The organism is Glutamicibacter sp. NPDC087831 (genome assembly GCF_044742845.1).
Taxonomy (GTDB): Bacteria; Actinomycetota; Actinomycetes; order Actinomycetales; family Micrococcaceae; genus Glutamicibacter.
The window spans coordinates 659,893-685,511 of record NZ_JBIUVH010000002.1; the positions used below are offsets into that span (position 1 = coordinate 659,893).

Genomic DNA, 25,619 nt, shown 5'->3' on the forward strand with positions numbered 1-25,619 from the left:
TTCGTTTAATATCTGAAGGGGAGCCCAATGCAAGAGATCCTGGCCCTTGAACCACCCGTTTCCCCAGCGCGTGCCGAAGCCAAGTCGCGCGGCGAGATCACCATTGCGCTGGTGCAGCACCGCTGGCGTGAAGACCCGCGGGAACTGCGCGGGGAACTGGAGGACGGCATTGCCCGCGCGGCCAAGCATAGCGCGCGCATCGTCTTCCTCCCGGAATTGACCCTGGGCAAATATCCGGCCTTCGAGATCCCGGACGCCGACGCCGCGGACGAGACCGCCGAGGATCTGGAGAACGGGCCGACCGTGGCCTTCGCCCGCGAGATGGCCGCGAAGTACAACCTGCACGTGCACATCTCGCTGTTCCGCAAGGCTCCGGCCGCCGACGGGTTGGGACTGAACACCGCAGTGGTTCTTTCCCCGCAGGGCCGGATCGTCGCGCTGACCAACAAGCTGCATATTCCGCGGACCGCAGGCTACTACGAGGACAAATACTTCCGCGAAGGGCCCAATGACGAGCCCTATCCGGTGCACCGCATCGCGGCGCTCGGGGACCTGGCCATGGGCCTGCCCACCTGCTGGGATGAATGGTTCAGCGAGCCGCCGCGCATCTATTCGCTGGCCGGAGCGGACCTGCTGGCCTATCCCACCGCAATCGGTTCCGAGCCGGACCACCCGGACTTCGACACCGAGCCGCTGTGGCGCCAGACCATCATCGGCAACGGCATTGCCAACGGGCTGTTCATGGTTGTCCCCAACCGGTGGGGCGACGAGGGAGCACTGGACTTCTACGGTTCGTCATTCATCTCGGACCCCTACGGCCGCATCCTGGCCCGCGCCCCGCGCGATGCCTCAGCGGTGCTCGTGGCCACCTTGGACCTGGACGCCCGGCGTGACTGGCTGGAGCTCTTCCCCTTCCTGCGCACCCGCCGTCCCGATACCTACGCGGCGCTGGCGGCGCCGCGCGAAGACGCCCAGCTGGGAGAACGGACGCAGACCCATGCCTGAGTTGCGCATGCCGGCAGAAACCGAAGCCCATGAGCGCATCTTCATGGCATTTCCCTCCGGCGGCTACACGCTGGGAGAAACCGAAGCGCAGGCCGAAGCGGCCCGCGCCGCCTGGAGCGCCGTGGCCCGGGCGGTCAGCGCTTTCACCCCGGTCACGATGGTGGTGGACCCGGCCAGCGAAGCCGCAGCCCGGCGCCATCTGGGTGATGCGGTCAGCTACTGCCTGCACCCGCTGGACGATGCCTGGATGCGTGATTCCGGCCCGAGCTTCGTGCGCACCGCACAGGGCCAGCTCAAGGCGGTGAACTGGAATTTCAACGGCTGGGGCGCGCAGAGCTGGGCGTCCTGGGACAAGGACCGACTGGTGGCGGGCCATGTCGCGCGCCTTGCTGGCGCAGAGGAGATTCGGGCGTCGATCACCAACGAGGGCGGCGGGATCCACGTGGACGGCGAGGGCACGGTACTGGCCACGCGCAGCGTCCAGCTGGATCCGGGCCGCAACCCGGGCAAGACCGAGAAGGACATAGAGGACGAGTTCGCCCGGCTGCTCGGAACCCGGAAGACCATTTGGCTCGATCGCGGGCTGAGCCGCGACAACGAGGAATTCGGCACGCGCGGCCACGTGGACATCGTCGCCTGCTTCGCCCGGCCCGGCGTGGTGCTCTACCACGACCAGCAGGATCCGCGGCACCCGGACTACGCGATTTCGCAGGCGGTGCGCGAACGGCTGGAGCAATCAACCGACGCGCAGGGACGGGCGCTGGAGCTCATTGCCGTTCCGGCGCCGACGGTGCTGCGCGATGCCGAGGACTGGGTGGACTATTCCTATATCAACCACCTGGTGACCAACGGCGGGGTCATCGCCTGCAGCTTCGATGATCCCAACGACCACCAGGCCGCGAGCATCCTGGAGGCGGCCTATCCCGGACGGGAAGTGGCCAGCGTGGATGCGCGCGAGCTGTTCGCCCGCGGCGGCGGCATCCACTGCATCACCCAGCAGCTGCCCGCCACCGAACGGGAATAGGCCCCTAGCCCAGGCCGACCGCGCGGCGGCGTTCCAGGAAGACCGGTTTCGCCGCCGTGCGAGTCGCGGAAAACAGGGGGTCGGCCGCACGCCGGCCCAGGGCCAGGTCGGCCAGGTATTCGCCGATGGCGGGCACGAATTTGAAGCCGTGGCCGCTGAATCCCGCGCCGACGGTGACCGGCCCCAGCGAATCGAGGATGAAGTGCTCGTCGGCGGTGTTGGCGTAGGTGCAGGACACCGTTTCGTAGCGCGAAGGATCCGCTCCCGGAAGCCAGCGTGCCGCGTAGTCCTGCAGTCCGCGCAGCTGCTCGTCGCTGGCCTGGTGCGGCCGGTGCTCCGGATCGATGATCCGTCCGGAACCATGCCAGCCCACCTTGATGCCTTCCCCCGGGGTGCGCATGCCGTAGATGGGCCCGAAGACGCGTGATCCGATATCCCGTGCCGGATCCAGGGTGTGGTTGAACCCCGGCCAGTGCGCCGGCAGGTCCTTCTGCGCGAAATGCACCGGGTGCTCTTCGGTGACGTGGATGGCAGGAAGCTTGAGCGCATCGCCCAGCAGCAGCGCGGTCCAAGCCCCCGCGGTGACGATGGCATGGCGGGCCCGGATAGCCGAAACGGTGCCCTGGTGCTGGACTTGCACCTCGACACGGTCATCGGCAAGCACCTGCAGAGCGGTCACCCGGTGCCCGTATTCCACGGCAGCTCCGTGCGCTACGGCCAGCTTCTGCAGCGAAGCTACCGCAAGATCGGCATTGATCTGGCCGCCGGCGGGGATATGCAGGACTTCGGTCTCGAACTTCATTCCCGCGAAACGCTCTTCTGCCGCAGCGATGCTCAGCAGCTCGCTGCCGAATCCTGCGTGGGCGAGGCTCTGCTGCATTGCCCGTTGTTCGGCAACGATTCCGTGATTGACCAATCCGGTGCGTTCCAGCAGCAGAGTGCCGGCTTGCTCGGAAAGCGAATCCCACAAAGCGTCGGAACGCTGCAGCAGGCGAAGATACTCCAGTTCGGTGTAAGCAGGATTGAAGTTGCGGGTTGCTCCGTGCGAGGCGCCCTCCATATGCCCCGGGGCAAAGCGTTCCAGCAGCAGGACCTCGTGCCCGGCAGAGGCCAGGGACCACGCGGCCGCCGAGCCCATCGCGCCGCCGCCGATAATCAGGAAATCTACGTCATTGCTCACCTCTACAGCGTAAAACTCCAACTGAAGCGGGCTCCATTCAATTGACTCATTGGCCGTGGACTAACGTAATAGAGGATGGGAATCGGGAAAGCGGAGGCAGCGTGCAACTAGTGGCGGTAATCGGCTTGGCAGCTGCGGTTTTCGTGGGCGCCTCCACGCAACGGATCTCTGGAATGGGGTTCGCGCTGGTCTCCTCGCCCTTCCTGGTCATGGTCTTGGGACCCCATGAGGGGGTCATGCTGGTCAACCTGCTCGGCGCCTGCAGCAGTTTGCTGATCTTTGCGCAGGTCTTCCGTCAGGTCGAGTACCGGAAGGTCGCCTTCATGCTCATACCGGCCATGCTCATGACCGTTCCGGGGGTTTGGCTGGCGAACTCGCTGGAGGGTCCATGGCTTTCCATCGGCATTTCGTTCATGGTGATCCTGGCACTGGTTTCGAGTTTCATGATTCGAAATCTAGCGCTGGCCCAAAGCAAGGGATTGGCCGTCGGTGCCGGGGCAGTTTCCGGTTTCATGTCGGTGACGGCCGGTGTCTCCGGCCCGGCCATCGCGGGATACGCTGTGGCCAGCCGCTGGCCGCAGGCGCAATTCGCCATCTCCGTGCAGCTCTACTTCCTGGTGCTGTCGCTGACGTCCCTGGCCGCCAAGGGCGGCATGCCTCAACTGGATTGGCAGCAGTGGGGTGCCTGTCTTGGTGCGATGGTGCTGGGCATCTTGCTGGGCAATTACCTGGCTCCGAGGATCCCGCAAAAATTCAGTCGCGCATTCGTGATACTGATTGCCTTCGGCGGTGCCTTGAGCCTCATGGCAAGCGGCTTGGTCGACTTGGCCTCCCACTAGCGCAGTGCGCTGCTGCGCGGTGTGCGGCGGCGCCGCGAGCGGTACACGTTCTTCAATGAAAATGAGAGAATGTACTCCGTGCATTCCCAATATCCCGATGTAACTCTCAGCAAACGAGTCAGCGAACTAGACATTGAGCGCCGTGCCCTGTGGGCTGGCCTGTTCTGTTCCCTATTCGGGTTGGTTGTGGGGCTCATTGTCTTTGCCGGCGAGCGTCCGCCGCTCTTTGGCGATCAGTCCGTGGGCATCGTCTCCGCCGCTTGCGGTGCTGTCTCGGCCGGAACCAGCAGCGCCTATGCTTTCCGTTCGATGCTGCGGGCACGTGAACCGTGGCTGAAGAAGATCCCCAAATGGCGCCAGATCATCACGGCCCTGGGCCTCGTATTGGTGCACGTAGCCAGTTCTGTCATGATCCTGCTGGTTGTGTTCCATTTGTTCCAACAGGCCTTCTACGGGCTGCATCTGGATGTGCTGGCAGGCGCGTTGGCGGTCAGCGTCGCCACGGGCATCTCCGCCTACCTGTCCTTGGAAGCAACCGCGCGGATCAACGCGGAATCACTTTCCGTGGTGCTGGGCATCTTCATGGGCGCTGGCGTGCTGATCAGCATGCTGCTGGCTGAAGACCAAGGCTGGTGGCAGAGCATGTTCTCTTCGCTGGGAACAACGCAGGCCGGCATGGGCTCCTTCTGGACCTTCAACCTCACCCTGGTGATTTCCGGTTTGGTGCTGGCGGCCTTCACCGAGTTCCTGACCCGCGACCTGGTCCGCCTGGCGCAGTCCTACCGTTGCCGCCCGGCGCTGGAAAGATACAGGATTGCACGAATGGTGCGTCCGCGGCCGTGGCTCGTGCGCTGGTGCCTGCTGATTGTCTCGGTCGGCATTATCGGCATTGGCTTGGTTCCCTTCGACGTGGCCATGGAAGTGCATTCGGCCTTCGTGCAGATGGTCTCGGCAGCCATGATCTTCTTGCTGCTGGGCACCGTCGTGCTGCTGCCTGGCTACCCTGCGGTGTTCCATATGCTGTCCTACGCGGCCATTGGCGCGATCTGGGCGGCCTTCCAGCTGTGGAGCGAATGGTCCTACTACAACCTGACCGGTTTCGAGCTCTCGGTCGTGGCCATCATGTTCAGCTGGATCTCGGTGTTCATCCGCACGACTTCGGCGATGACCCAGGACCGTTCAGAACCCCGAACCACCCACTCGCCTTCCGAAGTAGCCAAGGCGAAGAAGTCCGCGGCCAAGGGCGGCTGAACTTGAATATCCGTCGGAAGGCTGAAGCATTTCGCCTCTGCGGGCCGGTAGCCTGAAAATATGTTGATTGCGGAAAAGCTCTACTTGCTAATGGCCGATGACTCCGAAAAGCCGGAGACAGTTGTATCAGCTACGGGATACGGCATGAATGCTGCCATCATCACCGACTTGATGATCGCTGGGCGTGTGGCGTTGAGCGAGGATCAGCATCGGCAGATCCACCTCATCGGTGCCGGCCCCTGCCCGGATCCAGTTCTCGCCGCGCCTTTGGAAAAGCTGGAAAAGAGAGGCAATCTGAGCCTCGACGAAGCGGTGAAGATCAATTCCTTGTGCGATGCCCGCTCGCTGACCGATTCCTTGGCCAAGGCCGGGATTATCGAATACGGCGAACGCACACTGCTGGGCTTGGGCAAGCAACGGGTCCGCCTCATCAACCAGCAGATCCAGCGCCAGATCCGGACCGATTTACAAGGCGCCCTGCACGGACAGAAGATCCCGGGAACCAGCGATACCACCGTGCTCGCGATCTTGCAGGCGATAGGCCTGGTGAACCATGTGCTGGAAGACGAGCTGGCACCCATGTCGGGAAGCCAAGCGCAGTCCCGGATTGCGGAACTCGCACAGGATTCACCGGCAGCCGATTCAGCGCAACGGGCAGTGGCAGCGATGAACGCCGCCATCGTTACCCAGCGCGTCATTCCGCCCGCGCCCGGAAAGAAATAGCTGGACGGCGCCCGCAAGGAAAGACTACTGCGCGATGATTCAGCGCAGGGTGCTCAATCCCGCATCCATGACCACCTGGATAGTGGAGCGGTAATGGCTATTGAGCAGCTCGCCGAGCAGGGCTGCATTACGATCCAAGGCGGCATCCAGGATTTCCTGGTGCTCCTTCTCAACGTTGCGCTTGCCTGCGGCCTTCGACGGGGCAGCCCAGCGGCGGTACAGCTCGGTGAAGTTCGAAAGGTCGGCAGAGAGCTTGAGCATCGGCTGGCAATCGCACGGTACCAGCAATGCATGGTGGAATTCGCGGTGCGCCTCGGACCATGCGGGGTTGACGGTGCCAGGTTCCTCCGGCAAACGCCGCGGGGTGCGCGAAAGCTTGTGGTGGGCTGCGATCAAGTTCGATTCCCACGCGACATCTCCGCGCTCCACCGCCAAGCGGGCGGCCAGTGCCTCGGTGGAACACCGCAGTTCGGTGATATCCGCCAGTTCGCGCAGGTTCAGATCCGGCACGAAGAAGCCGCGGTTTGGGCGGATGACCACCAGGTTTTCCCCCGCTAGCCGTGTCAGCGATTCGCGGATCACGGTGGTGCTGGTCTCGAACTGTTCTGCCAAAGTGGTCGGCTGAAGGCGGTCGCCGGGGGACCAGAAGCCATCAAGGATGGTTCGGCGGATACCCTCCAGGGAATGAACTGATGCCTTTGCCAAGCTGACCTCTTCATGCGTGATCGATTGAATCTGATGTTAATAACAATAATCATATTCTTCGCAGGGGATAGATAATCCACGCGCACGGCGGAACAGAATACCCGGGCTATTGCTGGTAATTCGCCAAAACTGTTTACCTTCCGCCGCGTCGGTCCTAGGCTCGGGTCATGTCAGTGAAGATCCGCACGATTCAAACCGCAGTTCCCGCGACGACCCTGGCCCAGGAAGAGATCCGCGATGTCTTCGCCAGCCAGCCGAACCTGAGCCGGCTGGGTGAACGGCTCATCGCCACCTCGTTCAACTCCGCCGCGATCAGCACCAGGTACAGCTGCGTCGATGAATTCGACCTCTCCCTGCCCGAACCCGAAACTCCGCTGTTCTACGACCGGGTTGAAGGCCGGTTGCTCTCCCCGAGCACCGCCGAACGCAACGGCATCTATGCGAAGCAGGCCAGCGCGCTGTTCACGAACGCCGCGAAAAAGGCCCTCGACGCCTGCCCGGACCTTGCCCCGGAAGATATCACCCACGTCATAACCGTCTCCTGCACCGGGTTCTACAACCCGGGCCCGGACTACCAGATCGTGCGGGCGCTGGGGCTGGCACCGAGCACCGTGCGCCACCACCTTGGTTTCATGGGATGCTACGCGGCGTTCCCCGCCCTGCGCGCGGCCCGCGACTTCTGCCTGGCCGATCCTCAAGCCACCGTGCTGGTGGTCTGCGCCGAGCTGTGCACGTTGCATGTGCACAGCTCCAATGACCCGGACACCATCATGGGTTCGGCCATCTTCGCCGACGGGGCCGCGGCGGTGATCGTCTCGGCGCAGGGCAGCGGGCTGCTGCAAATGGACGGCTTCGAAACCGTGCTCACCCCGGTGGGCGAGGAGGCCATGGCCTGGAATATCGGCGACCATGGATTCGAGATGGTGCTGGGCACCTACGTTCCGCACATCATCGACGAGCACATCACCGGGGCGCTGCAGCCGCTCTTGGCCAAGGACGCCGACCCGGAACTCTCCGTGGACCGGATCCAGTATTGGGGTCTGCACCCCGGGGGCCGGGCCATCCTGGACCGGGTGCAAAACCGGCTGGGCCTGGATGACCAGCAGCTGGTGCCAGCCCGCGCGATCCTGGATCGCTACGGGAACATGTCCAGCGCCACGGTGCTATTCGTACTCAAGGAAATCCTGGAAGCGGCCTCTGCGGACCAGGGCGAAAGGGTCTGCTCCATGGCATTCGGTCCGGGGCTGACCGTGGAATCCGGGCTGTTCACCATATGCCGGCAAGGATAATGCTCCGGCTGGCGCGGGCAGCGGAAGCCATCGAGGAAATGGACCGCCCGGATTGCGACCCGGTGCTGCTGCGCCGCACCTACGCCCAGTTCCCTCTGGTGAACCGGATAGTAGCCGGCTGGCGGGGCAATTACGTGCAGTGCATCCGCCCGTTGCTGGCGCGCCGGGTCCGGGCCAGGATACTGGACGTGGGCTGCGGGGGAGGAGACATTGCGGCGAATCTGGCGCGCTGGGCGCTCGCCGACGGGTTCGAGGTGGCAGTGTGCGGTATCGACCCGGATCCCCGGGCCATCTCCTACGCCCGGCAAGCGCTGCAACGCTGCAAGCTGCCGCGCGGGGTGCTGGAATTCCGGGAAACGACCAGCACCCGGCTAGCGGCCGACGGCGAGCAGTTCGACCTGGTGCTCTCCAACCACCTGCTGCACCATCTGGGTACGGACCAGCTGCGCCAGTTGCAGGACGAGACCGAGCAATTGTGCACCGGGATCGGGTTGCACAGCGATATCCGGCGTTCCCCGGTGGCGCTGGGCCTGTTCGGGCTGGCGACCCTGCCGCTGGCAGGCAGTTCGCTGATCCGGCGCGATGGCCTGACCTCCATTCGGCGCAGCTTCGTGCCGGGGGAACTGGGGCCATTGCTCCGCCCTGGTTGGGAGGTGCGCACGCAGCGGCCCTACCGCAACCTGCTGCTCTGGGAAGCTGGCGGCCATGGATGACGCCGCGATCATCGGCGCCGGGCCGGTGGGCCTGGCGCTGGCCATAGAGCTCGCCCAAAGCGGGCATGCCGTTCGGGTTTTCGAGCAGCGCGGCGCACCGGTAGCCCACTCGCGCGCCATCGGCCTGCATCCTCCAGCGCAAGAGGTCCTGGCGCGGCTCGGCGTGGGACCGGCGGTGCAGCGCGGCGGCGTGCAGATCCGCGGCGGACTGGGGATCTCGCGCGGGCGGAGTATCGCTTCGATGGATTTCTCCACTATTGGCGGCCAATACCCGTATGTGCTGTCCTTGCCGCAGCAGGACACCGAGCAATTGCTGCGCGAGCGCTTGGAACAGCTGGCACCGGGGTCATTGATGATGGACTGCGCTTTCGAGCAGGTTCTTAAGCAGTCAGAGCAGGCGGTGGAATTTGCCGCTGGCGGCGTGGTTCACCGGGCCCTGTGGCTGGCCGGAGCCGACGGGGTCCGTTCCGCGGTCCGCAGGGATCTCGGCGTGGGCTTTGCCGGAAGGGACCATCGGGACCGCTACCTGATGGGGGACTTCCCGGAGACCACTGGGCTGGCGCACACTGCCGCGCTTTTCCTGCATCAGCAGGGGATTGTCGAATCCTTCCCGCTGCCCGCTGCGCGGCGGCGCTGGGTGGTGCGCATCGAGCAAACGCAGGTCGATGATTCGCCGGGCATGCTGGCCGAGACCATCTTGGACCGCACCGGATACCTTCTTGACGCCGAGGCCTGCACGATGACCAGCAATTTCGGCACTGCCACCCGGATGGTGCCCTCGATGCTCCATGGGCGCGTGGTGCTGCTGGGCGATGCGGCCCACCAGATCAGCCCGATCGGTGGGCAGGGGCTGAGCTTGGGGCTGGCTGATGCGCAGGCGGTGGTGCAGCTCATTGCCGCCAGGGCACCCCTTGAAGCCTTGGACGACCTGCGGCTCGGGGCCGCCCGCAGTGCGGCCCGGCGTGCGCAGGCGAACATGCTGCTGGGCCGTGCACTGCCGCGCTGGGCCGTCCCTTTGCGGGATTCGGCGTTTTCCCGGCTGGCCTCCAGTGCCTGGCTGCATGAGAAGGTGGCGCGCGACTTCACGATGACCGGTCCCGGACAGCGTTCGGTTCCCGTCGCATGACGAAATGGCAACGTTTCGAAGACTGATTGCGAATGGAGCATCTATCCGGATGGCGCCCAACGGCGCAGGAAATGCACATCGACAAGCAGCTCGCCAACGGCTCGGTCAGCGGAGAAGTCAGGGCTTACCTGGGTGAAACCGACCATGGCGAGCCCCTCTGGGGCGAAACCTTCCAGCTGGAGGCGGTCATGGCCGGCACCGGTGATACGGTGGTCACCCGCGAGCATCAAGATGGATTCCGGCACTGGAGCAAAGACCGACCGGCCTCTGCCACCAGCGGGCATCTGGGGGACATGGACCTTGCCGGTGCCGTGGGCAACCTCGGCCACCTGAAGGAATCCTTCAAGTACTGAACACTCGAATGCAGCAGTGCCGCGCCGCCGGTAGATTGGCGGTGCGGCACTGTTTTTGCGTGCCCAAACTCACCGCCAAATACTCGCGGATACATGAAACAATAGGTAGCAATGACTTCCATCGATTCCACCCCACTTTCCGCCGAAGAACGCAAGGCACTGCGCAATGAGCAGGCCGCGGCCCAGCGCGCCCAGCAGATGCGCATCTCCAAGTCCCGAGCCGAAGCCGAAGGCCGCGCCCAGGTCGTTCCAACCGCCGAAGGCTGGAAGCAGGAGATGGGTGCCGATGGTCGTCCAGAGCTGCAGTTCGCCACCAAGCGCCGTGTCTCCCAGCCGCCAACGCACCTGGCTGACCTGTCCCTGGCCGAGCGCCAGGCCAAGCTGAAGGAACTGGGACTGCCGGCCTTCCGCGCCAAGCAGCTCTCAGTGCACTACTTCCAGCACTACACCACCGACCCGGAGAAGATGAGCGATCTTCCCAAGGAGCGCCGTGCGGAACTGGCCGAGGCCATGTTCCCGAAGCTGCTCACCGAGGTCAAGCGCCTGGAAACCGATGATGGCAAGACCATCAAGTTCCTCTGGCGCCTGTTCGACGGCTCGCTGGTCGAGTCCGTGCTGATGCGCTATCCGGGCCGCATCACCCTGTGCATTTCCTCGCAGTGCGGCTGTGGCATGAACTGCCCGTTCTGCGCCACCGGCCAGGCGGGCTTGACCCGCAACATGTCCACCGCTGAAATCCTGGACCAGATCGTCCAGGCCAACCGCGTGATCGCCGAAGGCGGACTGGGCGGACGCCAGCACCCCGAGGAGCGCGTGGGCAACATCGTGTTCATGGGCATGGGCGAGCCGCTGGCCAACTACAAGCGCGTGATGAACGCCGTGCACCGCATGGTCGCCGATGCCCCTGAGGGCTTGGGCATGGCCGCCCGCGGCATCACCGTCTCCACCGTTGGCCTGGTTCCGGCGATCCGCAAGCTGACCGAGGAGAATGTCCAGGTCACCTTCGCGCTGTCGCTGCATGCGCCGGATGACGAGCTGCGCGACGAGCTGATCCCGGTCAACTCGCGCTGGAAGGTCGACGAGGCACTGGATGCCGCGTACGACTACTACGTGAAGACCGGTCGCCGCGTCTCCATCGAGTACGCGCTGATCAAGGACATGAACGACCACGAATGGCGTGCAGAAATGCTGGCCAAGAAGCTGAACGCGCGCGGCCGCGGCTGGGTGCACGTGAACCCGATTCCGCTGAACCCGGTGCCGGGCTCCATTTGGACCCGCAGCGAACCGGATATCACATCCAAGTTCGTTCGCCGCCTCGATGAGCTCGGCGTGCCAACCACGCTGCGCGATACCCGAGGCAAGGAAATCGACGGCGCCTGCGGCCAGCTCGCAGCCGACGGCGACAAGTAGCATTTACCGTGGAGACCAGCTTTCGCTGGTCTCCACGGTGCGTTAACGACCCCTCTTCGTGCAGGAGGTCTACGACTGCATGTATGGTTCTGATATGGCCGTTTCAGACCCGCTTTTCCTTGATAAGACCAATCCAGAGCTATGGAACTCGATTGGCAGATTTTCCAAAGATGTCGCCAAGTCCTACCGCGCAGCCGGAATCAGCGACCGCACCGCCGAGCTGATCAACCTGCGCGTCTCGCAGATCAATGGGTGTGCCTACTGCTTGGACCTTCACGCCCGCAAGGCACTGGACGCAGGGGAGAGTCTGCAACGCATCAACCTGCTGAGCACTTGGGATGAATGCGGCGGCCTGTTTAGCGAAGAAGAATGCGCAGCGTTGGCCATCGCAGAAGCCGCCACGGACCTGCCTAATCCCGATGAGCGCATAGCAGCGGTGGCTTCGGCCCGGCTGGTGCTCAGCGATGAGCAAGTGGCAGCCATCCAATGGATCGCCGTCGCCATGAATGCCTTCAACAGGATTTCCATCCTTTCGCGCCACCCGGTCAAGGAACGCGAACTGGAAAAGGCGGACAAATAGCAAAAGGCCGCCGTTTGCCCGGGTGGGGGTAAACGGCGGCCAATACGAACTCAGGCGTTGGCTTTGCGTACGGCTTCGGTGTAGCGGCGTTCGAATTCCTCGGCGCTGACCACTTCTCGTTCCACGCGGAATGAAGACTCGTCAATCCCCAGAACCGCAGCGATCAGTGAGCGGGTGTAAAGGGCGATCTTGCGTGATTTCCGGGTGGACGTCACATGGTCCAATTCCGGAACCCAGATGTTCCACCAGCCGCCTTCCTTGCCGACTACTGCCTTGAAAACGCGTTGCTCACTCATCTGCTGCCTTACTCTCTACGATGCTCTGACCAGCGTCTTGCCGTCTGCTTCAATACTCCACTACGTGCAGCCGTGGCGACAAGTCGTCGCTGCCGTGGGCACTACTTCGCCAGCGGCACGCCATCCTTGCCTACCGCGAAGCTCACGACGTCGTCATAGGCGCGTCGCTCGGTCTTTTCCAACTGGTATTCCGAATCCTGCTGGGGGAAAATGTGAACCGGGGTCAAGGTCGGTTTCCGTGCCGTAGCCGCCGTTCAGCGCCGCATAGGTTTCCCAATTGCCCAAAGCTGGAAGCAGCGGAACGCTGGAGGCCAAGTCCGAATGCTCGCCGGCCACATGGCCGAAGAACTCATCCCACGCCGGCTGGTATCCCGAACCCTGGGTGAGATCGCCTGCCATCATGACCAGGTCCGGATCGGCAGCTTCGATGTGCTTGAGGTTCTCGTTGAATGCGGTGGACTGGTCCAGCGGGTAGCGCAGGGTCGGTTCGCCGTTGCGGGTGGTCATGCCGAACTGCTGGTCCCATTTGGACCCCGCGCCCGGACGCTGGATGGAATCTGCGGTGTAGCCGTTGACCGGGGAGAGCTCCCACTCGCGGTGTTCGGTGCGTCCGCGTGGTTCGGTTTCAGAATCTGAGAACGCAATGATGCGCACGTTTTTCCACGCCCCGCCCTTGGGAGCTGTTTTGAAAGCCGCGCTGTGGGTTTCTCCTGATTGGGTCACGGTGTAGTTGTAGGACTTTCCGGGCAGCAGGCCCTGGAGGGTCACCGAGTGCTTGTAGTTCGAATTCGACTTCAACCACGAGCCCTGTTCCAAGCCCTCGATCTGCTGATCAAGTTCGGCCCGGGTGTATTCCATGAGATCCAGGTACTGTGGTGCGCTGCTCTGCTTCCCGGACTTTCCCAGTCCCGGTCCCGAGAGGCTTATCGTGCCCGGCTCATCGGTTTCGCTGATCCAGTTGATGGTCATCGACGTGGCAGCAGGAGCTTGGAGGTAGGGCAGTACGCGGAAACCCGGTTCTGGGGACTAGGCCGTTACCGCTGGAAGCGCGGAAGCAGCGGTTCCTGGCAGAGCAGCGGCGCTGGCTGCCGGCGCCAAGACCAACGGGATCAATACAGCGGCGGCAAGTGCGGCCGAGAGGGGCTTGTTGTTCATAGTGCGTTCTCCTGTGCGAGGTGTCGCCTGCAAAAGGCGGGTACCTTGAGGATGCCCGGGGCGCGTGCCCCAAGGGTGGATATGAGGCAAACGAAGGGTGAACTGGGTCGGTGAGCCTGCTCACCGGCTGTCTCGCGCACTAATACCAAGCTGGAGCCGATAGCCTTGAAGCAGATAGCTGAGAAGACCAAAGCGAGGGCGCTTCGGTTTTCCACGCCTGCGAAAAGAAGGACAAACAGTGCAAGCCTCCCAGCGTTCCAAGGTAGCTCCCTTTGAAGTGATGCAAATTGTTGATCAGGTCGCCACGATGCGGACCTCCGGCCACGACGTGATCTCGTTGTGCGTGGGAGAACCTGGCGGCGGTGCTCCAGCGGCCGTGAATGACCTGGCCGCGAAGCTGCATGCCGAGCATGCCGACTTCGGGTACACCTCAACTGCGGGACTGCTCGAAACCCGACAGGCCTTATCGAAGCACTACCTCGATACCTATGGCTTACAGATCCCCGCAAAGAACTTCGTGATGACCACAGGTTCCTCCGGTGCATTCCAGCTTTCGTTCTTGGCAGCCTTCGATGCTGGAGACGTGGTGGCGCTGGCCCGTCCCGGCTACCCGGCCTACGCCAATATTCTGGGTGCCCTGGGGCTGGAAGTTGTCGACCTGCCCACCGGTGCAGCGCAGCGTTACCAGCCCACCGTGCAGCTGCTTGAGGCGGCCAAGAAGGAGCATGGACGCCTCGATGGGCTGGTTGTTGCGTCGCCGAATAATCCCACCGGAACCATGTTCAGCGCAGGCGAGCTCTCGGACTTGGCCACCTGGTGCGAAGCAAATGATGTGCGGCTGATTAGCGATGAAATCTATCACGGCATTGAATTCGTCCCAGACCGCAAGGCACATACCTCGTGGGAGTTCTCCCGCTCGTCCATCGTTGTCTCCTCCTTCTCCAAATACTGGGGGATGACCGGCTGGCGCCTGGGCTGGATGATCGTGCCCGATGAGCTAGTGCCAACGGTGGACGCACTGGCTTCGAACCTCGCCTTGTGCGCTCCAGCGCCAGCACAGCGCGCGGTGGTAGCTGCCTTTGAACAGCGGAGCCTCGATGAAGCCAATGAGCGCGTGGACGAGTTCGCCCGCACCCGAGCCCACGTGTTGGAGCACTTCAGCAGCTTGGGCATCAGCGAGGCAGCTCCCGCCGATGGGGCTTTCTACCTCTACGGCCGGTTGGCCCCCGAAGTCTTGGAGCATTTCGGTTCTGCGGGCAAGTACTGCCAAGCGGTTTTGGAGCATGCGCATGTTGCGCTGACCCCTGGCGGCGACTTTGATCCGTTCGAAGGCCACCTGTTTATCCGCTTGTCCTTCGCGGCCGGATATGAGCGTGTGGCAGAAGCCCTGGAACGCGTTGCGGCTTTCCTACGGCAGAGCTTGGCAGGAAGCTAGTTTTCCACATTAGGTGAGCAATGCGCTGCGCGCGGCGCTTCAAAATGGACAGTGGATGGCAGTAACGCTTCGTTACTGCCATCCACTGTTTCAAGGAGCCACCAATGCCTGCAGTACTCGAACCTGTCGAACATGAATGCCTTGCGTGCTATTTGTATCGTGCGGTCTGCGCGCAAGGATGCGACGGGACCCATCTCTTCCTCTTGTCTTATCGCGATGCGAGCGCTCCGCGAGCTACCGCGATTGACCGGAAAATGCAGCTGCTGGGCGGATTCTGCGACTGCGAAGTGCTGGCCAATGCCATCCGCCCGATCACGCGTGAAGCGATTCAAGCCGTGGACAATGACGAAAATCTTGTCTGCAAAGGAGTACGCCGCGGCACAATCCAACCATGTGAACATTGGTTGATGCGCCGCGGCGTACAGTGGGGCGGCGGTCAGTTCCGCCGCCGAAGTGCTTGAAGATCAGTTTTCGGGGGTCTTGCTCTTCGGCTTGCGGGCCTTGAGCAGTTCAACACCAATAGGGATCACCGAGATGAGGACGATCAGGATGAAGATCAGGTCGATGTTCTCTTCGATCCAGGTGAATTGGCCCAGCCAATAACCCAGCAATGTGACGCCGATACCCCACAGGGCGGCACCGATCAGGTTGTAGAGGATGAAGGTCTTGTGGTTCATCCTCGCTACGCCAGCGATTACCGGGACGAAGGTGCGGACCACTGGAACGAAGCGTGCCAGGATCACCGCGCGGCCGCCGAACTTCTCGAAGAACTCGTGGGCCCGCTCAACGTTCTTCTGCGAGAAGAAGCGGGAATCCGGTTTCTTGAAGATGGCAGGTCCGGATTTCTTGCCAATGATGTAGCCGGTCTGGTCACCTGCGAAGGCGCAGACAAAGATCGCGGCGGCGAAGAGCCACAACGGAATTTGGATGGTGCCGGTGGCAATGAGCATGCCAACGGTGAAGAGCATCGAGTCGCCTGGCAGGAAGAAGCCCACCAGCAAGCCGGTCTCGGCGAAGACAATGGCGCAAACCAGCAGCAAGACCCATGGGCCAAGCGCGGGGTTGTTCAGGAAGACGACTGGGTTCAACCAGTCGGGCAGGAAAGCCGCGCCCATGGTTGGAGCCGCATAATCGGTCACAAGGGAAAGAAACGAAGAATGATCTAGCACAGCAAAAATCCTACGTGAGTACGCTGTGAGTTTCCCAGAGTGCCATCCGTAATCTCTGATGGGGGACAACCCGGCCACAAGGGCGAAAATCTCCAAGTTGTTCGTTGACCCGTAGTGATCATGGCTTTTCACGGGGCCAGCAACGAGAGCCGAGGGAGCATTGGGAAGCGGCAAGTTGCCAAGCTCACAGCGGGATTCGACGTAAAAGTCGGCGAGGTTGCATCGAGCCACCTGGATTCGGTCCATGACAACGGTCATGGGCAACGCATGACTTTCTGCTCTTCTGCACACCCGGCAAAGGGGGAAGACTAAGAAGCATGGAAACGCTGATTAGAACGAATGCAGTTTCGCTCAGCGGCTTGAAGAAGACCTTCTCAACGCCGCGCAGCAAAGTTGAAGCAGTCAAGGGCATTGACCTGCAGATCCAGACCGGACAGATCGTGGCCTTCCTAGGACCCAACGGAGCTGGCAAGACGACAACCGTGGACATGATCCTGGGCCTGACCCAACCCACAGGAGGGTCGGTGGAAATCCTCGGCTTGGATCCGCGCCAAGCCATCTCCGCTGGAAGGGTCTCTGCCGTCTTGCAAACCGGTGGGTTGCTGCGCGATATGACCGTCAAGGAGACAGTGTCAGTCATCGCCCACATGCATGAGCAAGCAGATCGCATTGGGCCGGTCATGGAACGCACGGGGCTGGATAAAATCGCCAAGCGGCGCGTGGGCAAATGCTCTGGCGGCGAGCAGCAGCGCATCAAGTTCGCTTTGGCTCTGCTGCCCGACCCGGATGTACTGATCCTCGATGAGCCAACTGCCGGAATGGACGTGATGGCCCGCCGGGATTTCTGGGCCACGATGCGAGAAGAAGCTACCGAAGGGCGCACCGTCATTTTCGCCACGCACTATCTGGAAGAAGCCCAGAACTTCGCAGAACGCACCGTGCTGATGAGCCAAGGCCGCATTGTCGCCGACGGCGCCACCGAAGAGCTGCGCAAGCTCATCTCCGGACGCACCGTCAGCGCTTCCTTCCCCTCGGCGGAGCATGCCGAACGAGCCGGAGCTTTTGATAATTCGGTGCAGGTAGCCGAACGCAACGGATTGCGCTTCGCTTTCCACAGCGTCGATTCGGACCGCTTCGCGGCCGCCCTGCTCGCCGACTACCAGGGCTACGACCTGGAAATTTCCTCGCCGAGCCTGGAAGAGGCCTTCATCCAGCTGACCAAGGACGCATCATGATGAGCACCTACATCCGCGTGGAATTCGCACGGCACTTCCGCGATGGGTACAACCTGATCTTCGCCCTGCTGCTGCCCGCCGCCATGTACATCCTGTTCGGCAACATCCCCAGCTACACCGAGTTCGAGCTGGGCGCAGGCAACGTGAAGTTCTATCTGATGATTTCCATGGCAGCCTACGGGGCGGCGGTCAGCACTGTGGCAATCGCCGGGACCGTGGCCACCGAAACCATGCAGGGATGGGGCAGGCAAATAGCCTTGACCAAAATGCCGCCGGCCATGTTCGTCAGCAGCAAGATGATCGTCGCGGCCACCGTAGCCGGTGCCTCGGCAGCAGTAGTCTTCGCCCTGGGCGCCGCGACTGGAGCCGAAGTGCAAGAAGGCTGGATCTGGGGAGCGAGCTACCTGATCATCCTGCTCGGCGCCATGGTCTTCGCCTGCTACGGCATCGGGGTGGGCATGGTGTTCAAATCCGAATCGGCCCTGGGCCTGGCCTCAGGCTTGATGGTGTTCTTCGCCTTCTTCGGCAATGTCTTCATGCCCCTGGAAGGAGGCATGCTCGACGCGGCCCGCTTCACCCCGATGTACGGCTACGTAGCACTGGCCCGCTACCCATTGCTCAAGGACATGCCCGCCGGAGTCGAAATGGCCCCGGACGCATTGTGGATCCCAACCGCTAACCTAGTGGCATGGGCACTCATCTTCGTTCTCTTCGCGGTACTCGCCACCAGGAAGGCCAAGGCACGCCAGTGAGCCGCAACCTGCCCGGCGCCGCGCCAGCGGACGATCCGCTCTGCGAGATCGACGAGGACCAGAAATTCTGGGATCGCCGAGGCTGGCTGATCGCCGGCGTCTGGGTGATCTTCCTGGTCTTCCCGGTGCTGGACCTTCTCGTGGAAGACTACACGCTGCCCACCCGGATCATCGGCCTGGCGCTGATCGCCCTCTTCGCCGCCGTCTACCTGCAGTCGTACGCCAAATTCTCCCAGAACATCGGGCAAGGCGGAACCAGCGCTCGCAGGGCGCATGCGAACTTCCTGGTCCTCTGCGCGATTATCGCCCTGGGCATCCCGGTCATCGGGCTGACCACCATGGGGCTCTTCCCCTTCATCACCTCCTTCGCGATCTTCTTGCTCAGCAGGAAGTGGGCCATCGCGGCCTACGCCGCGGTGCTGGTGCTCAGTTTCGCGCTGCCGATCGTCTACGGGCAGTTCATGGACGCGATCTTCCTGATCGGCCTGAACCTCGTGCTGATGGTGGTGTACGCGATTACCGTGGCCGCCATTCGGCGCTCGGCCGCAGCAGAAAAGATCCGCAGCGACTACCTGCTGGTCGCCGAGCAGGAACGCGTGGCCAGGGACGTGCATGATGGCATCGGGCATTCGCTGACCGCATTGAATTTGAAGGCGCAGCTGGCCCTGCGCCTGATGGACCAGGAACAGTACGCCCAGGCCCGCGGGGAACTGGAACAACTCAGCGCCCTGGCCGTGGACGCGCTGGACTCCGTGCGCACGACGGTGCAGGGGCTCAGCCGCCAGGACCTGGCCGGGGAACTGGCCGAGCTGCAGCAGGCGTGCGACGACAACAACCTCGAATTCACGGTGGCAGGAACCGCCGAGCAAGTCCCGATGCAGCTGCGTTCGCATGTGGCATGGATCCTGCGCGAAGCGGTCACCAATGTGCTGCGCCACGCGCACGCCAGCACCATCGTGCTGCATCTGGAACCCGGAAAAGTCAGCGTCGATGACGACGGGGATGGCCTGCAAGCCAGCACGCCAGGCCACGGCATCCGGGGAATGCAGGAACGCGCCAAGCAATTCGGTGCCAGTTGTACAGTAGGGGCATCGCGGCTGGGCGGAACCAGCGTGCAAGTGGCCTTCGAGGCAGAGGGGAGTGCAGCGTGATCCGGATTCTCATCGCCGATGACCAGCACCTGGTCCGGGGCGCACTGGCAGCCTTGCTGAACCTCGAAGAAGACATCCACGTCGTTGCGCAATGCGCCGACGGTGACGAGGTCGCCGCCGCACTGGATGCGCACCCCGCCGACATCGCGTTGCTGGATGTGCAGATGCCGCGGCACGACGGGCTGCGCACCGCAGCAGAACTCAAGGCCAGCCACGCCGAGGTGAAGGTGCTGATCCTGACCACCTTTGACCGTCCCGGATATTTCCGCCAGGCCTTCGAAGCCGGAGCGCACGGCTTCCTGGTCAAGGATTCTCCGCCGGCCGAGCTGATTGCCGCCATCCGCAGGGTCTATTGCGGGGACAAGGTAGTGGATCCGCAGCGTGCCATGCTCAGCGTGGAGAGCCGCAGCAACCCGCTAACCGGGCGTGAGCGCGAGATCCTTTCACTGGCCGCCTCAGGCTCGCCGGTATCGCAGATTGCCTCGGCGGTGCACCTGTCGGTGGGAACTGTGCGCAACCACCTGTCCAATGCGATCGGCAAAACCAGCACTGCCAACCGCATTGAGGCCGCGCGCTACGCCCGCGAGATGGGCTGGATCTAGCGCGTTACGAAGTGGGTAATCAGGCCTATGACCCAAATTGAGGAGGCCAGCAGCACGCAGCCGAATTCCACGACGATGCCCAGGCCCATGGCCTTCAACGCGGCCCAGGATGAGCCGAGCGCGCCGGAGACTTCGCGCCGGCGCACGCTTTCACCGGCGAATAGGCCCACTGCGAAACCGACGAACATGCCGATCACGGGAATGAGGAAAGCACCGGCGATGGCACCCACGACCGCAAAGAGAATGGAACCCTTGGGGATTTGATGTTCCTTGAGTTTCTTGCCGGTCAGGATCGCAGAGGCGGACCAGCCCAGCAGGGCGATCGCCATGCCCAGGCCGGCCGCCCACCAGGAAGCGCCGGAACCCAGCAGCCAGCCCCAGCCCAAGAGCGTGCCGATCGTCAGCAACGAGCCGGGCAGCACCGGGAAGATGGTGCCCAATGCCGATACAACTAGCAGCAGCCCGGCGATAATCGTGTAAATAATTTGTGCATCCACATGCCCAGTTTCGCACACTGCATCCTTGCATGAGGCGCACCGTCAAGCAGGACAAGAATTCAGGGATATTTGTTCCGAATGCCGAGCTGACGAACAAACAATTGATTAAATCCGGATAATTTCCCTTCTCTCATTGATTCCTTTTTACCTAGTCGGATATCGATTTAGATTGAAAAGCGTCGCCCGTTGGCAATGGAAAAAGAAATCAAAAGCCGGAAGGCTCTTCACACCCTAAATTGTTAGCGCTAACATTGTGACCATCGACACATTGTTCTGGTGCCGGAGACCATTCACTCCACCATTATCCGGCGGGGACCTACGAGGAGGAACTCACGATGAAACGACAGACCTTTTTGCGCACTGGCTTGGCAACGCTCAGCATCGCAGCTATGGCAGCCATGAGCGCATGCGCCGGCTCGGATTCCAGTGGCAGCGAAGGCGGAGGATCCGGTTCTGAGACCATTACCATCGGTTTCTCGCAGGTTGGCGCCGAGTCCGGGTGGCGCGCGGCGAATACCAAGGACATCCAAGACACCCTGACCGAAGAAAACGGCTTCAAGCTCAGCTTCTCTGATGCCCAGCAGAAGCAGGAGAACCAGATCCAGGCTCTGCGTTCGTACATCGCGCAGGGCGTTGACGTCCTGGCGTTTTCCCCAGTGGTAGAAACGGGCTGGGATGCTGTGCTGCAAGAAGCCAAGAGCGCCAATATCCCGGTGATCCTCACGGACCGCGCCGTTGACACCACCGATGACACGCTCTTTGCCTCGTTCATCGGCTCCGACTTCATTGAAGAAGGACAGCGGGCCGGGGATTGGGTTGTAGAGAATCTGGACAAGGACCTGAAGGTTGTCGAACTGCAGGGAACTACCGGCTCAGCACCGGCCATCGACCGCAAGGAAGGCTTCGGAAAGGCCATTGAGGGCACGGACATCGAGATTATCGACTCGCAGACCGGTGACTTCACCCGTGCAGGCGGCAAGCAGGTCATGGAAGGTTTCTTGAACTCCCATGACGATATCGATCTGGTCTTCGCCCATAACGATGACATGGGCTTGGGCGCCATTGAAGCCATCGAGGCAGCAGGCAAGAAGCCAGGCGAGGACATCAAGATTGTCACCATTGACGCGGTCAAGGACGGCATGCAGGCATTGGTTGATGGCAAGATCAACTACATCGTCGAATGCAACCCGCTGCTGGGCGAGGATTTGGCAGAAATCGCCAAGAAGGTTGTAGCCGGCGAATCTGTGGAGAAGCGCATCGTCGTTGAAGACGCCGCCTTCACCCAGGATGAAGCGGCCGAGGTCCTGGCCGATCGCACCTACTAGAAACGCAGGCAAGAGCACGAACCGGCGGGCCACAAGCTGGCCCGCCGGTTCACCACCAGGTGGCAGGACAAGCAACTCGCAGAGGCAAGTTAATGATTGATTCAACACCCATGTCACGGACTGAGGAAATCACCGTGCAGCATTCTCCTACAACGAAGCCCATCGTTCAAATGGCTGGAATTTCCGTGGAGTTCCCCGGGGTCAAAGCATTGGACAACGTTGGCTTCCGGCTTTTTCCCGGTGAAGTCCACGCCCTGATGGGGGAGAACGGCGCTGGAAAGTCTACCCTGATCAAGGCTCTGACTGGAGTGAATCCGATCGCTTCCGGAACCATCACGGTTAACGGCAACGACACCCGCTTCACAGGCCCCGCCGATGCCCGCGAACGCGGCATCTCTACGGTGTACCAAGAGGTGAATCTCTGCACCAATCTCACCGTGGCCGAAAACATCATGCTCGGCAGCGAGTCTCGCCGTTTCGGTGGTCTTGACTGGCGAACCATGCGGCGCCAGGCCCAAACCTATCTGGAGCGGATGGGGCTGAAGATAGACCCGGCCAGCTCGCTGGGGTCCCATTCATTGGCCGTCCAGCAGCTGGTGGCCATCAGCCGCGCCATGGTGGTCGACGCCAAGGTGCTGATTCTCGATGAACCGACCTCGAGCCTGGATACCGACGAGGTGGCCCAGCTCTTCGAGGTCATGCGGAAGTTGCGTGATGATGGTGTGGCGATCCTCTTCGTGTCGCACTTCCTGGACCAGATCTACGCCATTGCCGACCGCATTACCGTGCTGCGCAACGGGCAATTGGTGGAAGAACGAGAGAAGGACCAGCTGCCGCAACGTGAACTGGTCTCGCTGATGATCGCTGGCACCTCCGATGCCCAAGTGGGCGGCGCCAATGAACGCACCGCCGCAACCGAACGCGCGGCCGACGCCGAACCGTTGCTGCAGGCAGTGGGACTCGGGCGCAAGGGAGCGGTGCAGCCTTTCGATCTGGACCTCTATCCCGGGGAAGTCATCGGCTTGGCCGGCCTGCTGGGCTCAGGCCGTACCGAACTCGCGCGCCTGTTTTACGGAGCGGACAAGGCAGATGACGGGGTGATCAAGCTGGGCGGGAAACCGGTGAAGCTGCGAACTCCCCGGCAGGCCCTGGGCCGCAAAATCGCCTACACATCCGAAGACCGCAAGGGTGAAGGGGTTGTGGGGGAGCTGACCGTGGCCGAGAACATCATCCTCGGCCTGCAGGCAGCGCGCGGATGGATCCGCCCGCTGCCCAAGACCAAAGCCACCCAAATCGTGGACGCCTATATCAAGGCACTGGGCGTCCGTCCGGCCAATCCGAACGCCCTGCTCAAGAACCTCTCGGGCGGGAATCAGCAGAAAGTTCTGCTGGCCCGCTGGCTCGCCACCGCTCCGAAGCTGTTGCTCCTCGATGAGCCCACCCGCGGAATCGACATCGGCGCGAAGACCGAAATCATGAACCTGGTCTCCGAACTAGCTGAACAGGGCATGTCGGTGGTCTTCATCTCCGCTGAGCTAGAAGAAGTCCTGCGCCTCTCGGATCGCATCGTTGTGATGCGCGATCACGCCAAGGTTGCCGAAATTCCAAGCACTCCAGATGTGGATGTGCCACGCCTGATCGAAATCATCGCCACCGGGGAAGAAAACAAATGACCCGTATTTACAAGCATCGCCTGTTTTGGCCAGCGATTGCGCTGCTCGCGCTGCTGCTAGCCTGCACCATCAAGCGCCCGGACATCCTGGGCATCAGCGTGCTGGACGGGCACCTGTTCGGTGCCCCCATAGACATCCTGCGCAATAGCTCGCCGCTGCTGCTGGTTGCCGTGGGCATGACTCTGGTGATCGCCACCCGCGGCATCGACCTGTCGGTGGGTGCCACCGTCGCGATCTCCGGAGCCGTGGCGCTGACATTCATCGCCAGCTCGGCCAATCCGGGATCCGCAGGTACAGCCGTCGGCGCCGTCATCGTGGCCTTGGGGCTGTGCCTGATCCTCGGCGCATTCAACGGCGTGCTGGTGGCGAACTTCGGCATCCAGCCGATCGTCGCCACGCTGATCCTGATGACTGCCGGCCGCGGTGTGGCCATGCTGATTACCAACGGCCAGATCACCACGGTCAATAGCGCACCTTTCAGCAAACTGGCCTCGGGCTATGTGCTGGGCCTGCCGGTGGCCGCGATCATCGCTTACGGCGTGTTTGCGGTGGTGGCCCTCGTGGTACGGCGTACTGCGCTGGGCATGCTGCTCGAAGCGGTAGGCATCAACCCGGAAGCCAGCCGGCTTTCAGGGGTGAAATCAAGAACTCTGGTATTCACCGTCTATGTGTTGTGCGGCCTGCTATCGGGCCTGGCCGGACTGATCTTCGCCGGCAACACCATGGCCGCTGATGCCAACAATGCGGGACTGTTCATAGAGCTGGATGCCATTCTCGCCGTGGTTATCGGCGGCACGTCCCTGGCCGGCGGCAAGTTCAACCTCGCGGGCACCATGATTGGCGTGCTGATCATTACCACCCTGAGCCTGGCTGTGACCGTTCTGGGCGTTTCACCGCTGGTCACTTCGCTATTCAAAGCCATCGTGGTCATTGCCGTGACCTTGATGATGTCAACCCGGCTGCGCGCCATGCTCGGTTCCTTGCGCGAACGCCGCCGCTACCAGGAGGTGGGAGCATGAGCATCCTCAGTGTTCCGCGCAAGTCCGTATCCAAATTGAATGTGGACCGGCGCTACCTGCCGGTTCTGGGCACTGTGGTCGTCTTCGGGCTGATGCTCGTCATCGGCGGAGTGCGCTACGAGAATTTCCTTTCGCCCGCTGTACTATCCAACCTGTTCATCAACAATGCCCACTTGATCGTGCTGGCAGCAGGAATGACGTTCGTGATTCTCACCGGCGGCATCGACCTGTCGGTCGGTGCGGTGCTGGCCCTGTCCTCGGTCATCACCGCAACCATGCTCAATGCCGGGATCCCGTTGTCCCTGGTGCTGCCTATCGCGATTCTCAGCGGGTCGATCATCGGCCTGGGCATGGGAGTGATGATCCAGTACTTCGAGGTGCAGCCCTTCGTGGCTACCTTGGCCGGCATGTTCTTGGCCCGCGGCCTGTGCTTCATCTTCGCCCCGGAATCCGTGCCGATCCGCGATGAGGGTTTTGTCGCCCTGTCGAGCTGGGGTGTTTCTGCGGGGCGCTGGCGGTTGACCGCGGCCGTGGTCATCGCCGTGCTGGTGATTGCCGGGTCCTGGTGGGTGCTGCACCGCACCCGTTTCGGCCGCACCGTTTACGCGGTGGGCGGCGGCGAGCAATCAGCCACCCTGATGGGATTGCGTGTGGCACGCACCAAGGTGGTTGTCTACGTCATCTCCGGCACCTGTGCGGCGCTGGGCGGAATCCTCTTCGCCATGTTCTCGCGCTCGGGCTATGCGCTGACCGGTGTGGGCATGGAGCTCGACGCGATCGCCGCAGTGGTTATCGGTGGAACCCTGCTTGTCGGCGGCATGGGCTTCATTCTCGGCTCGGTGGTTGGCGTGATGGTGCTCGGACTGATCCAAACCATCATCACCTTCGAGGGAACCTTGAGTTCCTGGTGGACCAAGATCGTGATCGGCGGATTGCTGCTGATCTTCGTGGTCTTGCAACGAATTCTTACCTTGCGGCGAAATTAAGCCCGGAAGGGAAGGGCCCAGGGCCCGGTATTAGCGTACCGGGCCCTGGGTCGTATCCAGCCACCTAGCTCCAATTCGCGTACAACGAACCGGGAAGTAATAATTTCCAGCCTGGACAACAGCTTG

General features: G+C 62.3%; 28 protein-coding genes. 21 read left to right on the top strand and 7 right to left on the bottom strand.

Features of this window, described 5'->3' with window-relative positions:
* The first annotated feature begins 27 nt into the window (after positions 1-27).
* Together ACIOJF_RS09585 and ACIOJF_RS09590 are read left to right on the top strand one after the other, a co-directional pair.
* Positions 28-1,005 (top strand): nitrilase-related carbon-nitrogen hydrolase, encoded by a 978-nt coding sequence (locus ACIOJF_RS09585; protein ID WP_105656149.1) that lies wholly within the window; start codon positions 28-30, stop codon positions 1,003-1,005.
* Positions 998-2,029, top strand: coding sequence for an agmatine/peptidylarginine deiminase (locus ACIOJF_RS09590; protein ID WP_219844106.1), 1,032 nt, complete (start codon positions 998-1,000; stop codon positions 2,027-2,029). The genes ACIOJF_RS09585 and ACIOJF_RS09590 overlap by 8 nt, the downstream gene beginning before the upstream one ends.
* Before the next feature lie 4 nt (positions 2,030-2,033).
* On the opposite strand, the gene ACIOJF_RS09595 is transcribed toward ACIOJF_RS09590, so the two are convergent.
* The gene (locus ACIOJF_RS09595) at positions 2,034-3,209 is read right to left on the bottom strand and encodes an FAD-dependent oxidoreductase (protein WP_105656150.1); all 1,176 of its coding nucleotides are present in this window, start codon (positions 3,207-3,209) and stop codon (positions 2,034-2,036) included.
* Between the two features lie 110 nt (positions 3,210-3,319).
* On the opposite strand from ACIOJF_RS09595, the gene ACIOJF_RS09600 reads away from it, so the two are divergent.
* From ACIOJF_RS09600 to ACIOJF_RS09610, 3 genes are all read left to right on the top strand, one after another.
* Positions 3,320-4,048 (top strand): sulfite exporter TauE/SafE family protein, encoded by a 729-nt coding sequence (locus ACIOJF_RS09600; protein ID WP_402741574.1) that lies wholly within the window; start codon positions 3,320-3,322, stop codon positions 4,046-4,048.
* A gap of 78 nt (positions 4,049-4,126) precedes the next feature.
* Positions 4,127-5,299 (top strand): hypothetical protein, encoded by a 1,173-nt coding sequence (locus ACIOJF_RS09605; protein WP_402741575.1) that lies wholly within the window; start codon positions 4,127-4,129, stop codon positions 5,297-5,299.
* 60 nt (positions 5,300-5,359) lie between these two features.
* Positions 5,360-6,022, top strand: coding sequence for a GPP34 family phosphoprotein (locus ACIOJF_RS09610; protein WP_105656153.1), 663 nt, complete (start codon positions 5,360-5,362; stop codon positions 6,020-6,022).
* A gap of 39 nt (positions 6,023-6,061) precedes the next feature.
* On the opposite strand, the gene ACIOJF_RS09615 is transcribed toward ACIOJF_RS09610, so the two are convergent.
* Positions 6,062-6,727, bottom strand: coding sequence for a GntR family transcriptional regulator (locus ACIOJF_RS09615; protein WP_105656154.1), 666 nt, complete (start codon positions 6,725-6,727; stop codon positions 6,062-6,064).
* 167 nt (positions 6,728-6,894) lie between these two features.
* Between ACIOJF_RS09615 and ACIOJF_RS09620 the strand changes: the two genes are divergently transcribed.
* The 6 genes from ACIOJF_RS09620 to ACIOJF_RS09645 all read left to right on the top strand — a co-directional run bounded on the left by ACIOJF_RS09620 (position 6,895) and on the right by ACIOJF_RS09645 (position 12,198).
* The gene (locus tag ACIOJF_RS09620; protein WP_105656155.1) at positions 6,895-8,016 is read left to right on the top strand and encodes a type III polyketide synthase; all 1,122 of its coding nucleotides are present in this window, start codon (positions 6,895-6,897) and stop codon (positions 8,014-8,016) included.
* Positions 8,001-8,729, top strand: coding sequence for a methyltransferase domain-containing protein (locus tag ACIOJF_RS09625; protein ID WP_286134635.1), 729 nt, complete (start codon positions 8,001-8,003; stop codon positions 8,727-8,729). Before ACIOJF_RS09620 ends, ACIOJF_RS09625 begins: the two co-directional genes overlap by 16 nt.
* Positions 8,722-9,855 carry an NAD(P)/FAD-dependent oxidoreductase gene (locus tag ACIOJF_RS09630; protein ID WP_105656157.1) on the top strand — a complete coding sequence of 378 codons (1,134 nt, stop codon included), beginning with the start codon at positions 8,722-8,724 and terminating at the stop codon, positions 9,853-9,855. Before ACIOJF_RS09625 ends, ACIOJF_RS09630 begins: the two co-directional genes overlap by 8 nt.
* Positions 9,856-9,887: 32 nt before the next feature.
* On the top strand, positions 9,888-10,208 hold the full coding sequence (locus ACIOJF_RS09635) for a hypothetical protein (RefSeq protein WP_146112211.1): 321 nt from the start codon (positions 9,888-9,890) through the stop codon (positions 10,206-10,208).
* Between the two features lie 198 nt (positions 10,209-10,406).
* Positions 10,407-11,618, top strand: a complete 1,212-nt coding sequence (rlmN, locus tag ACIOJF_RS09640) for a 23S rRNA (adenine(2503)-C(2))-methyltransferase RlmN (RefSeq protein WP_166650787.1) — start codon at positions 10,407-10,409, stop codon at positions 11,616-11,618.
* A gap of 94 nt (positions 11,619-11,712) precedes the next feature.
* On the top strand, positions 11,713-12,198 hold the full coding sequence (locus tag ACIOJF_RS09645; RefSeq protein ID WP_286134043.1) for a carboxymuconolactone decarboxylase family protein: 486 nt from the start codon (positions 11,713-11,715) through the stop codon (positions 12,196-12,198).
* Positions 12,199-12,248: 50 nt separating this feature from the next.
* On the opposite strand, the gene ACIOJF_RS09650 is transcribed toward ACIOJF_RS09645, so the two are convergent.
* From ACIOJF_RS09650 to ACIOJF_RS09660, 3 genes are all read right to left on the bottom strand, one after another.
* Complete coding sequence (locus ACIOJF_RS09650; RefSeq protein WP_105656161.1) at positions 12,249-12,494, bottom strand: hypothetical protein; 246 nt, start codon at positions 12,492-12,494, stop codon at positions 12,249-12,251.
* A 153-nt stretch (positions 12,495-12,647) separates the two neighbouring features.
* Positions 12,648-13,496, bottom strand: coding sequence for a fibronectin type III domain-containing protein (locus tag ACIOJF_RS09655; RefSeq protein WP_286134067.1), 849 nt, complete (start codon positions 13,494-13,496; stop codon positions 12,648-12,650).
* A gap of 24 nt (positions 13,497-13,520) precedes the next feature.
* On the bottom strand, positions 13,521-13,649 hold the full coding sequence (locus ACIOJF_RS09660) for a hypothetical protein (RefSeq protein WP_286134044.1): 129 nt from the start codon (positions 13,647-13,649) through the stop codon (positions 13,521-13,523).
* 238 nt (positions 13,650-13,887) lie between these two features.
* On the opposite strand from ACIOJF_RS09660, the gene ACIOJF_RS09665 reads away from it, so the two are divergent.
* Together ACIOJF_RS09665 and ACIOJF_RS09670 are read left to right on the top strand one after the other, a co-directional pair.
* Positions 13,888-15,084, top strand: a complete 1,197-nt coding sequence (locus tag ACIOJF_RS09665; RefSeq protein ID WP_105656163.1) for a pyridoxal phosphate-dependent aminotransferase — start codon at positions 13,888-13,890, stop codon at positions 15,082-15,084.
* A gap of 104 nt (positions 15,085-15,188) precedes the next feature.
* Positions 15,189-15,545: a DUF2695 domain-containing protein gene (locus ACIOJF_RS09670; protein ID WP_105656164.1), complete on the top strand. Its 357-nt coding sequence runs from the start codon at positions 15,189-15,191 to the stop codon at positions 15,543-15,545.
* 3 nt (positions 15,546-15,548) lie between these two features.
* Here the strand turns inward: ACIOJF_RS09670 and ACIOJF_RS09675 are convergent, their stop codons facing one another.
* A complete protein-coding gene (locus ACIOJF_RS09675) occupies positions 15,549-16,223 on the bottom strand; it encodes a DedA family protein (RefSeq protein ID WP_388023432.1) in 675 nt (224 codons plus the stop codon).
* Positions 16,224-16,570: 347 nt separating this feature from the next.
* On the opposite strand from ACIOJF_RS09675, the gene ACIOJF_RS09680 reads away from it, so the two are divergent.
* Genes ACIOJF_RS09680 through ACIOJF_RS09695 form a run of 4 tightly spaced genes read left to right on the top strand, consistent with a single transcriptional unit; the run spans position 16,571 to position 19,993 of the window.
* Entirely contained in the window at positions 16,571-17,488 is a 918-nt protein-coding gene (locus tag ACIOJF_RS09680) for an ABC transporter ATP-binding protein (protein ID WP_105656166.1), read from the top strand.
* Positions 17,485-18,240, top strand: a complete 756-nt coding sequence (locus ACIOJF_RS09685) for an ABC transporter permease (protein WP_105656167.1) — start codon at positions 17,485-17,487, stop codon at positions 18,238-18,240. The genes ACIOJF_RS09680 and ACIOJF_RS09685 overlap by 4 nt, the downstream gene beginning before the upstream one ends.
* Positions 18,237-19,391 (top strand): sensor histidine kinase, encoded by a 1,155-nt coding sequence (locus ACIOJF_RS09690; RefSeq protein ID WP_181148762.1) that lies wholly within the window; start codon positions 18,237-18,239, stop codon positions 19,389-19,391. Before ACIOJF_RS09685 ends, ACIOJF_RS09690 begins: the two co-directional genes overlap by 4 nt.
* Positions 19,388-19,993: a response regulator transcription factor gene (locus ACIOJF_RS09695; protein ID WP_105656169.1), complete on the top strand. Its 606-nt coding sequence runs from the start codon at positions 19,388-19,390 to the stop codon at positions 19,991-19,993. The genes ACIOJF_RS09690 and ACIOJF_RS09695 overlap by 4 nt, the downstream gene beginning before the upstream one ends.
* Here ACIOJF_RS09695 and ACIOJF_RS09700 read toward each other — a convergent pair.
* Positions 19,990-20,490 carry a DUF456 domain-containing protein gene (locus ACIOJF_RS09700; protein WP_208294262.1) on the bottom strand — a complete coding sequence of 167 codons (501 nt, stop codon included), beginning with the start codon at positions 20,488-20,490 and terminating at the stop codon, positions 19,990-19,992. The genes ACIOJF_RS09695 and ACIOJF_RS09700 overlap by 4 nt on opposite strands.
* A 335-nt stretch (positions 20,491-20,825) precedes the next feature.
* On the opposite strand from ACIOJF_RS09700, the gene ACIOJF_RS09705 reads away from it, so the two are divergent.
* The 4 genes from ACIOJF_RS09705 (at position 20,826) to yjfF (ending at position 25,493) form a co-directional block, all read left to right on the top strand.
* Entirely contained in the window at positions 20,826-21,815 is a 990-nt protein-coding gene (locus ACIOJF_RS09705; RefSeq protein WP_105656171.1) for an ABC transporter substrate-binding protein, read from the top strand.
* Positions 21,816-21,985: 170 nt separating this feature from the next.
* A complete protein-coding gene (locus tag ACIOJF_RS09710; RefSeq protein WP_402741576.1) occupies positions 21,986-23,488 on the top strand; it encodes a sugar ABC transporter ATP-binding protein in 1,503 nt (500 codons plus the stop codon).
* Positions 23,485-24,507 (top strand): ABC transporter permease, encoded by a 1,023-nt coding sequence (locus tag ACIOJF_RS09715; protein ID WP_105656173.1) that lies wholly within the window; start codon positions 23,485-23,487, stop codon positions 24,505-24,507. Before ACIOJF_RS09710 ends, ACIOJF_RS09715 begins: the two co-directional genes overlap by 4 nt.
* Positions 24,504-25,493 carry a galactofuranose ABC transporter, permease protein YjfF gene (yjfF, locus tag ACIOJF_RS09720; protein WP_105656174.1) on the top strand — a complete coding sequence of 330 codons (990 nt, stop codon included), beginning with the start codon at positions 24,504-24,506 and terminating at the stop codon, positions 25,491-25,493. Before ACIOJF_RS09715 ends, yjfF begins: the two co-directional genes overlap by 4 nt.
* The last annotated feature ends 126 nt before the right edge of the window (positions 25,494-25,619 follow it).

Excerpts from the sequence above, each read along its gene's own strand:
- ACIOJF_RS09715 (WP_105656173.1), top strand. The coding sequence starts at position 23,485 with ATGACCCGTATTTACAAGCATCGCCTGTTTTGGCCAGCGATTGCGCTG.
- ACIOJF_RS09670 (WP_105656164.1), top strand. The coding sequence starts at position 15,189 with ATGCCTGCAGTACTCGAACCTGTCGAACATGAATGCCTTGCGTGCTAT.
- ACIOJF_RS09625 (WP_286134635.1), top strand. The coding sequence starts at position 8,001 with ATGCCGGCAAGGATAATGCTCCGGCTGGCGCGGGCAGCGGAAGCCATC.
- ACIOJF_RS09610 (WP_105656153.1), top strand. The coding sequence starts at position 5,360 with ATGTTGATTGCGGAAAAGCTCTACTTGCTAATGGCCGATGACTCCGAA.
- ACIOJF_RS09705 (WP_105656171.1), top strand. The coding sequence starts at position 20,826 with ATGAAACGACAGACCTTTTTGCGCACTGGCTTGGCAACGCTCAGCATC.
- ACIOJF_RS09630 (WP_105656157.1), top strand. The coding sequence starts at position 8,722 with ATGGATGACGCCGCGATCATCGGCGCCGGGCCGGTGGGCCTGGCGCTG.
- ACIOJF_RS09680 (WP_105656166.1), top strand. The coding sequence starts at position 16,571 with ATGGAAACGCTGATTAGAACGAATGCAGTTTCGCTCAGCGGCTTGAAG.
- ACIOJF_RS09660 (WP_286134044.1), bottom strand. The coding sequence starts at position 13,649 with ATGAACAACAAGCCCCTCTCGGCCGCACTTGCCGCCGCTGTATTGATC.
- ACIOJF_RS09585 (WP_105656149.1), top strand. The coding sequence starts at position 28 with ATGCAAGAGATCCTGGCCCTTGAACCACCCGTTTCCCCAGCGCGTGCC.
- ACIOJF_RS09635 (WP_146112211.1), top strand. The coding sequence starts at position 9,888 with ATGGAGCATCTATCCGGATGGCGCCCAACGGCGCAGGAAATGCACATC.
- yjfF (WP_105656174.1), top strand. The coding sequence starts at position 24,504 with ATGAGCATCCTCAGTGTTCCGCGCAAGTCCGTATCCAAATTGAATGTG.
- ACIOJF_RS09710 (WP_402741576.1), top strand. The coding sequence starts at position 21,986 with ATGGCTGGAATTTCCGTGGAGTTCCCCGGGGTCAAAGCATTGGACAAC.
- ACIOJF_RS09650 (WP_105656161.1), bottom strand. The coding sequence starts at position 12,494 with ATGAGTGAGCAACGCGTTTTCAAGGCAGTAGTCGGCAAGGAAGGCGGC.
- ACIOJF_RS09645 (WP_286134043.1), top strand. The coding sequence starts at position 11,713 with ATGGCCGTTTCAGACCCGCTTTTCCTTGATAAGACCAATCCAGAGCTA.
- ACIOJF_RS09685 (WP_105656167.1), top strand. The coding sequence starts at position 17,485 with ATGATGAGCACCTACATCCGCGTGGAATTCGCACGGCACTTCCGCGAT.
- rlmN (WP_166650787.1), top strand. The coding sequence starts at position 10,407 with ATGCGCATCTCCAAGTCCCGAGCCGAAGCCGAAGGCCGCGCCCAGGTC.
- ACIOJF_RS09620 (WP_105656155.1), top strand. The coding sequence starts at position 6,895 with ATGTCAGTGAAGATCCGCACGATTCAAACCGCAGTTCCCGCGACGACC.
- ACIOJF_RS09590 (WP_219844106.1), top strand. The coding sequence starts at position 998 with ATGCCTGAGTTGCGCATGCCGGCAGAAACCGAAGCCCATGAGCGCATC.